6 protein-coding genes and 1 pseudogene are annotated in these 6,531 nt (G+C 63.2%); 4 read left to right on the top strand and 3 right to left on the bottom strand.

What is annotated here, in order from left to right; genetic code table 11:
- Positions 1 to 1,049, top strand: a 1,049-nt coding sequence (locus EN991_RS18610) for a hemolysin family protein (protein ID WP_164769183.1), incomplete at its 5' end; no start/stop codon positions are given.
- Positions 1,050 to 1,077: 28 nt separating this feature from the next.
- On the opposite strand, the gene EN991_RS18605 is transcribed toward EN991_RS18610, so the two are convergent.
- Complete coding sequence (locus tag EN991_RS18605; RefSeq protein WP_013530057.1) at positions 1,078 to 1,320, bottom strand: hypothetical protein; 243 nt, start codon at positions 1,318 to 1,320, stop codon at positions 1,078 to 1,080.
- A 138-nt stretch (positions 1,321 to 1,458) separates the two neighbouring features.
- Between EN991_RS18605 and EN991_RS18600 the strand changes: the two are divergent.
- A pseudogene (locus EN991_RS18600) lies at positions 1,459 to 2,966 on the top strand (winged helix-turn-helix domain-containing tetratricopeptide repeat protein).
- A gap of 54 nt (positions 2,967 to 3,020) precedes the next feature.
- Here EN991_RS18600 and EN991_RS18595 read toward each other — a convergent pair.
- Positions 3,021 to 3,617 carry a CGNR zinc finger domain-containing protein gene (locus EN991_RS18595; protein WP_127369276.1) on the bottom strand — a complete coding sequence of 199 codons (597 nt, stop codon included), beginning with the start codon at positions 3,615 to 3,617 and terminating at the stop codon, positions 3,021 to 3,023.
- On the opposite strand from EN991_RS18595, the gene EN991_RS18590 reads away from it, so the two are divergent.
- Complete coding sequence (locus EN991_RS18590; RefSeq protein WP_245461003.1) at positions 3,616 to 4,644, top strand: alpha/beta hydrolase; 1,029 nt, start codon at positions 3,616 to 3,618, stop codon at positions 4,642 to 4,644. The two genes, EN991_RS18595 and EN991_RS18590, sit on opposite strands and share 2 nt — an antisense overlap.
- Positions 4,645 to 4,654: 10 nt before the next feature.
- Here the strand turns inward: EN991_RS18590 and EN991_RS18585 are convergent, their stop codons facing one another.
- Positions 4,655 to 5,581, bottom strand: a complete 927-nt coding sequence (locus EN991_RS18585) for a DMT family transporter (protein WP_013530053.1) — start codon at positions 5,579 to 5,581, stop codon at positions 4,655 to 4,657.
- Between the two features lie 287 nt (positions 5,582 to 5,868).
- Here EN991_RS18585 and EN991_RS18575 point away from each other — a divergent pair.
- Positions 5,869 to 6,531, top strand: a 663-nt coding sequence (locus EN991_RS18575; protein WP_245461002.1) for an MBL fold metallo-hydrolase, incomplete at its 3' end; no start/stop codon positions are given.

Raw genomic sequence — 6,531 nt, 5'->3', positions numbered from 1 at the left:
TCCTGGCTTCGACCGGCATCCGCGAGACTGTCGCCGACCCGCTCGGCGTCGGCATCGTCGTTGCTATCATCACCTATTTCTCGCTGATCGTCGGCGAGCTGGTGCCCAAGCAGATCGCGTTGCGTGATCCCGAGCGGGTCGCCGCCAGGGTCGCTCCGGCGATGACCATCCTCGCCACGGTGTCGGCGCCGCTGGTCTTCCTGCTCGACTTCTCCGGCCGCACCATATTGTGGCTGCTCGGTCAGCGCGGCGAAAGCGAGGAAAAGGTCACCGACGAGGAGATCAAGATGCTGGTCGCCGAGGCCGAGCATCACGGCACCATCGAATCCGACGAGCGGCGCATGATCGCCGGCGTCATGCGGCTTGGCGACCGCGCCGTGCGCGCGGTGATGACGCCGCGCACCGAAGTCGACTGGATCAATCTGCAATCCGACGAGGCGGCCATCCGCAAGCTGCTCATGGAAACCCAGCATTCGCGCCTGCCGGCAGGCGACGGCGGCGTCGACGTCATGGTCGGCGTCGTCCAGACGCGTGATGTGCTGGCCGCACTGCTTGCCGGCCGCGTGCTCGATCCGCGCAGGCATGTGCGCGCAGCCCCCATCGTCTACGACCAGGCCGACGCGCTCGATGTGCTGCAGAAGCTAAAGGAATCCGACGTGCCGATGGCGCTGGTGCATGACGAATACGGCCATTTCGAAGGCATCGTCACCCCGGCCGACATTCTGGAAGCCATCACCGGCGTGTTCCGCGCCGACACCGACGCCGGCGACGAGGAAAACGCGGTCAAGCGCGAGGACGGCTCGTGGCTGCTCGCCGGCTACATGCAGGCCGACGAGATGGCCGACATTCTCGGCATCGACCTGCCGGAAAACCGCGATTACGAAACCGTCGCCGGCTATGTGCTGTCGCATATGCACCATCTGCCGGCGACTGGCGAATGCGTCGACGCGCAGGGCTGGCGCTTCGAGGTGGTCGATCTCGACGGCCGCCGCATCGACAAGCTGATCGCCACCCGCCTGGCCGGCGCCCCTCGCGAGGCGGTGCGCTGACGGTCGACGCGATTTGCGGCATTTCGCTCTATCGTTCCCAGAAGGACTTGGCGATCTCTCCCTCGACCTGCTGTATCGTCAGGCCGATATCGTCGATCAGATGCGGATTGTCCTTCGACATTTGCCTGAGCTGCCAGCGAAAGCGTATCCGCTCGCGCCAAGTCCGATCGTGCCAGCTCGCGATGATGCTTCGCAGGGTCTTCAGGAGCCGGCGCGATGCCGGCCGCACAGGCGTTCCCGGCCGCGCTGCACAAGTGAGGGTATTGGTCATGGCAACCTCCATATGGTTTGAGGGCCTGGGCTCTCGATGGGGTTGAATTCTGCGCGATACGGACGGCGCCGTAATTAAGCCCTCCCAAATAGTTCCCAAAACTTCCAAACGAGCTAGAGCGGCCCTATAGATGCGCCTATGCAGGGATCGCGTTTTGCCTTTGGTCCGTTCGTGCTTGATCCGCGTGCGGGAACGCTGCTTCGGAACGATGTCCCCGTTGCCGTCGGCTATCGCGGGCTGAGCCTGCTTGCGGCACTCGTCGGGCGGCCCGGCGAAATCCTCGGAAAAGCCGAACTGATGGACGCCGCGTGGCCGGGCACGGCCGTCGAGGAAGGCAATCTCACCGTCCAGATCGCGCAGCTGCGCAAGCTGCTTGGCCCGTCGGCGACAACGGCGAATGGATATCCACCGTTCCGCGCGTCGGCTACCGTTTCACGGGGGCCGTCGAACAGCTGGGCGAGGCCAGGCGAAAACCCTTGCCGCTGCCCGACAAACCGTCGATAGCCGTGCTGCCCTTCGTCAATTTCAGCAACGATCCCGAGCAGGATCCCTTCGTGGATGGGTTGACGGAAGACCTGATCACCGACCTGTCCAGAATCTCCGGCCTGTTCGTCATCGCCCGCAACTCGACCTTTGCCTACAAGGGAAAAGCGATGGACGTGCGCGAGATCGCCGGGGATCTTGGCGTGCGCTACCTGTTGGAAGGCAGTGCAAGACGCGCCGCGGGGCGCGTGCGCATCAACGCACAGCTGGTCGACGCGATGAGTGGCGATCATCTGTGGGCGGAACGCTTCGATCGCGGCCTGGAGGATATCTTTGCCGTTCAAGACGAGGTGACGTCCAAGATCGTGGAAGCGCTGCTTGGCCGGCTGCGCGCGCCGCCGCCGCGCAATCGGCCGCGAAATCTGGAGGCCTACGACCTCTGCGTGCGGGCGCGAAAGCTGATCGACGACTCGCCGCAGATGGCGCAGGAAGCGCATCTGATGCTGACGCGCGCGGTGTCGCTCGATCCTGATTATGCCGAGCCCTATCGTTGGCTTGCCATGAACCACTGGATGGGACAGGTGCATTGGGGCGGACCAACCGAGGCTGCCCGCAGCGTTGCCCTGGAGCTGGCGCGCAAGGCGGTGGCGATCGATCCCAACGACGCCGGTTGTCGCTGGATCCTGGCTTATCTGCTTGCTTATGAGCGCAGCTTCACTGAAGCGGATGCGGAATTCGCCAAAGCGATCGAGCTCGACCCGAACGAGGCCGACACCTGGGCGGCATTGTCCGACATCGCGGTCCTGGCCGGACGGGTCGAAGAGGGCCTCGAGCACATCGGCAAGGCGTTCCGGCTGAACCCGTTTCCGGCGAGCTGGTACTATCTGACGCTCGGCCAGGCGCAATATGCGGCGCGCGACTACCAAGCCGCGATCGAGACGTTGCGCCGTGACGAGACCTATCGCACAAGCTCACGCCGTTTCCTGGCGGCAAGCATGGCCCAACTCGGCCGGCTCGACGAGGCGCGCGCAGAGGCTGAACTGTTCCTCGTCGGCAACCCGCATTTCACAACCCATCACTGGGCGACGACCGAGCCATTCCGCGACGCCGCTACGCTCGAGCATTTCGTCGATGGTTTTCGCAAGGCCGGTCTTCCGGAGTGACGCGCCGGCATCCGGCCCGCCCGCAGCAAAGGCGACGTGGTGCGCTAACCCAGTCTAGACGTCGGTATGATCTCGGTGGCGCGACACCTTCTCGCGGTTGCCGCAGGTGCGCATGCTGCACCAGCGCCGCTTGCCGCCTCGCGACGTATCGAGGAAAAGCCAGCCACAGCGAGGGCAGGAATGCAGCCTGTCGCGCGGCAGGGTGAAGAATGCTTCGATGGACAGCATGGCCAGCAACGCGGTGACGGCGTCCGGATCGCGCCACCGGCCAAGGGCAAGCTCCGGCCTGGTGCCATCCAGCTCGATAGACCCGGCGGCAAGCGAGCTTGCCGTGCGCGAGAACAACACGCCGAGCGGTTCGACCGCAGACGGTTTGCCCGCGGCGATTGGATCGAAAACCTGAAATGACGCCTCCCGCATTTCGCGGACCCCTTCCACGAACCGCCCATCCGCTATCTCGGCAACGGCCTGCGCCTGGCGATCGTCGGCAAGCCCTGAGGCGCTGAACCAGTTCGCAACATCCCGGACGGACTTGAAGAGTTCATTGTCTGCTGCCGGCGCCCGCCGGTCGAACACGGCGTTCGACAGGTCCAAAGCGGGATGCCCGCCTATGAAGTGATCCGGTACCCATTCGGTGTATGCATCGCCCATGGAACATAACCTCATTAACCGGATTATACGGTTACATGATGTAACCACTATCATACGGATACGTGGTGTCAAAGCCAGCGCGTCGCCAGATCGGCGCGGAACCCCTGGGAGGGAGAGGATGTGCAGCAATCGTTACAAGACCCGCCACGAAACCATCAATGTCGACGGCCTCGACATCTTCTACCGTCATGCCGGCGATCCCCGCAGACCGGCAATCCTGCTGCTGCACGGATATCCGACTTCGTCGCACGTCTATCGCAATGTCATCGAACCGCTGGCGGAGACAGCCTATGTGGTGGCGCCGGATCTGCCCGGTTTCGGCTTTTCGTCCGCCCCTTCCATCGATGCCTATGACTACACGTTCGACAACCTGGCCAGCACGATCGAAGCCTTCATCGAGGCCCTCGGCCTCCAGCGATTCTTCCTCCACATCACTGACTTCGGCACGCCCGTCGGCTATCATCTCGCCACACGGCGTCCGGATCGCATCCTCGGCCTGATCGCCCAGGACAGCAACGCTCATGACGAGGGGCTGGGACCGGAATGGGACGCGCCGAAGGCGTTCTTCGCCGAACCGACTGAAGAAAACCGCGCCAAACTGCCGGACTGGATGAATTTCGAGGGGACCCGAAACCAATATATCGGCGGTCTCCCCGAGCGTCTGAAAGTGTTGTTTCCGCCCGAGGGTTGGTATCTCGATACGGAGCGCCTGGCGAGGCCCGGCAACACCGACATTCAGTTCGAACTCTTCACCGATTATGGCTCGCACATCGCGCGCTTCCCGGCCATCCAGGCCTATCTCCGCGACCAACAGCCAGCATGCCTGGTGCTGTGGGGGCGCCACGACGCCTTCTTCGCGCTGGACGAGATCATGGCCTACAGCCGCGATCTCGACGCCGTCGAAATCCATGTCTTTGAGAGCGGGCACATGCTTCTCGAAACGCATCATCGCCAATGCGCGGCTCTCATCGCTCACTTCATGCACGAGGTGGAGACTGGGGTATTTCGCGATCCTGCGGGGCGTTGAACGTCGACGTTCAAACCGCCACTTCGATGGGCTCGGCAAGCCTGGGATTGGCCCGCGCGGCGATCAGGCAGCCGGCGACGATCAGGCACGCTCCCGTCAGCGTGGTCCAGGTCGCCTCCTCGCCGAAGAAGAACCAGCCAAGCGCGACCGCCCAGATGAAGGCCGAGTATTCCGTCGGGATCAGATATTGCGCTTCGGCGCGGGCGTAGGACCAGCTCATCAGGAATTGCCCGGCGAGCGACAGCACCGTCACCCCGGCCAAAGGAAGCCAAAGATCGCTCGGCAGGGCGACGGCAAGCCAGGGTGCCGCGAGGCCTAGCAGGATGGCAACGCAAAGGTTCTGGAACAGCATGATCTCGATCGGCTTGGCCAACTGCGCCTGTTGCCGGGCGAGGATCAGATTGTATCCGTAGAACACCGTCGACACGAGCACCGCTGCCGTGCCGAGCATGGCGTCCTGCGAATAGTCTGCCTGCCCGAACTGGCCGGCCATGATGATGGCGACGCCGGCGATGCCGGCCAACGATGCCCAGACAGCCTGGCGTCGGATCCGTTCGCCCAGCAGTAGCGCGGCGAGAAACAGCGCAAACAAGGGCGCCACGAAGCTGAGCCCGATCGCCTCCGCGAGCGGCAGCCTGGCCAAGCCCCAGAAGAAGGATATCAGCACGACGCCGACAATTGCGGCACGCAGCGCATGCAGCCTCAGCACCGGAATGGTCGGCTTTAAGCGTGGTCCCGCCAACCAGGCTGCGCCCGCGACCACGGCCGCGACCATGCTGCGCCACAGCAAGGTGTTGTAGACCCCGACCGCGATGACCAGGATCTTCATCGCCGCATCCATCCCGGACAGCAGGAAGATCGCAAGCGCGCATACGAGCACCGGGATCATCGGGGAAACGGCGCCGGTCAGGCTGGATGTCTTCACGGCTTCACTCATGTGACGGATCGCAGCCGGATATATCAGGGCAAAGGGCGCGACCAGATGGCAGCCCGGTCGATGTAGCAGTCCAACCCCGATTGGGCCGAGGCTATCGTGACATCAGGGTATCAGCACCATGCCGGCGAGTTGAACGAAACGGACCGCCTCGCCGACTGCATCATCCGGCCACGGCAGGCGACGCACGCACACATGGCACAGATCGAATTGACGGGGCGGGTTGCCGACGCAGCTGGCCCGTCGCATGTTGCCGGTTGTCTACAGACGGATCGGAAAAAATGCACCGCATGGCTTCGGGCGACCTTTATCAGACCTACGATCTTGGTGACTTGCGCATCACCTCCTTGCGCGATGGCTATGTCGACATGCCGATCGGACGGCTTCGGCAACCCGGCGACAAGCCGTTTGGCGATGAATTGCCGCAACAAGTCGCATTGGTTGATGGTCAACTCAGACTGTCCGTCAATGCCTTCGCGATTGACGATGGAGACGGAATCATCCTGATCGATACCGGTGCCTCGAACGCCTGGCATCCCACCATGGGCCGACTTCCCGAGGCGCTGGACGAAGCTGGCATCGATGCCGGACGAGTTCGTGCCGTCTGTTTCACCCACACCCATCTCGACCACATCCACGGTCTTGTGCTTGCCGACGGCCGCGACGCTTTCCCGCGCCTGGCGCGCTTGCTCGTTCCCGGGGAAGAACTTGGCTTTTTTCGCGCCGAAGTGCGGCTCGAACGATTTCACAGCATGGCGGAACCATTCGAGGCCGGAGACCGTATCGGGACAGATGTCGACATTGTCGAAGCCCATGGCCATGAAGCGGGACACAGCTGCTTTCGTGTTTCGAGCGGTGGCGAACGCATTCTGATTTGGGGCGACACCGTTCACGTCCCATCGCTCCAGTTCGATCGACCTGAGGTGACGTGGGAATTCGATGCCGATCAGGAC

Origin of the sequence: Mesorhizobium sp. M7A.F.Ca.US.005.03.2.1 (assembly GCF_003997795.1) — a bacterium.
Taxonomy (GTDB): Bacteria; Pseudomonadota; Alphaproteobacteria; order Rhizobiales; family Rhizobiaceae; genus Mesorhizobium; species Mesorhizobium ciceri.
Note: the sequence above shows the minus strand (reverse complement) of the source record. Positions and strands in the feature narration are given on the sequence as shown.